1 protein-coding gene and 1 pseudogene are annotated in these 1369 nt (G+C 32.3%); both read left to right on the top strand.

All coding sequences use genetic code 11. From position 1 onward, the window contains the following. On the top strand, positions 1-800 hold an 800-nt coding region (locus ABJD66_RS05410), incomplete at its 5' end, for a ThiF family adenylyltransferase (RefSeq protein ID WP_348129073.1). A gap of 2 nt (positions 801-802) precedes the next feature. Further along, positions 803-1369 (top strand): annotated as a pseudogene (locus ABJD66_RS05405) (molybdopterin molybdenumtransferase MoeA); the annotation flags it as partial.

Raw genomic sequence — 1369 nt, 5'->3', positions numbered from 1 at the left:
AAAATAGCACAACACTATTTAAAACATACAATACATTTTTAACAAAAGAGAATGTCTTAGATGTAGTTTCTAATTTTGATGTTGTTGTAGATGCATCTGATAATTTTGCAACCAGATATTTGGTTAACGATGCTTGTGTTCTTTTAAAGAAACCTTTTGTTTCTGGTGCAATACAAGGTTTTGAAGGCCAGTTAAGTGTATTTAATTATAAAGGCGGACCAACATACCGTTGTTTGTTTCCTAATATGCCATCTGCTAATGAAATACCTAATTGCAATGAGAACGGAGTGCTAGGTGTTGTGCCTGGTATTATTGGTAATTTACAGGCTCTAGAAACGGTTAAATTAATAACCGAAATAGGAGAGGTATTGTCTGGAGAATTACTCTTGTTTAATGGTTTGCATCAGGCATATAATAAAATAAAATTTACTGTTGTAAAAGAAAATTTAGAGCGTACAAGTTTAGAAGATTCCTATGGAGATAATGGCTGTTCTACAGGTTTATCAATAACAATTAATGATTTTAAAGGGCTTATTTCTGCTAATAAAGATTTTCAATTGGTAGATGTACGTACATTGGCAGAATTTAATGAGTATCATATAAAGAATGCTACGCATATTCCTTTGTTAGATTTAGATAAATATCAATCTAAAATAGAAAAAAACAAGGCTGTTTATGTCATTTGTCAGTCTGGAAAACGCAGCAGAATTGCTCAAAATCAGCTTTTAGAAAAAGAAATTACGGTTATAAACGTAGAGGGCGGAATTAACGCCTATAGAAGTTTAGAAATAGCACATTAGAAATGATTACATTTAAAGAAGCATATACTAAAGTTTTAGAACATAGTGTAGATTATGGAGTAGAACAGTTACCTTTAAAAGATGCTGTTGGTAGAGTTTTAGCTATTGATGTTAGTGCTGATAGGGATTTTCCACCATTTAATAGGTCAACTAAGGATGGTATAGCATTGTCTTATGAGGCTATAGAAAAAGGTCAGAATTCTTTTAAAATTGAAGCTGTGATTGCTGCGGGTAATCCAACTATAGAATTAAAAGAGACAACTTCTTGTGTAGAAATTATGACAGGCGCAGTTGTACCAAATAGTACAGATGTTGTTGTAATGTATGAGGATATTAATATTGAAAATGGTGTTGCAAAATTGCAAAAAGCACCTGTACAAGGTCAAAATATACATATACAAGGCAGTGATAAACTTAAAGGCGCTATTGTATTACATAAAAATACATTAATTACAGCTGCAGAAATAGGAGTGCTATCTGCTGTTGGAGAGGCACAAGTATCAGTAAAAAAACTACCTAAAATAACTACTATTGCCACAGGTAATGAGCTGGTAGAAGTTACAGAAAAG

Origin of the sequence: Cellulophaga sp., assembly GCF_039943695.1 — a bacterium.
In the GTDB taxonomy this organism is placed as follows: Bacteria; Bacteroidota; Bacteroidia; order Flavobacteriales; family Flavobacteriaceae; genus Cellulophaga.
Note: the sequence above shows the minus strand (reverse complement) of the source record. Positions and strands in the feature narration are given on the sequence as shown.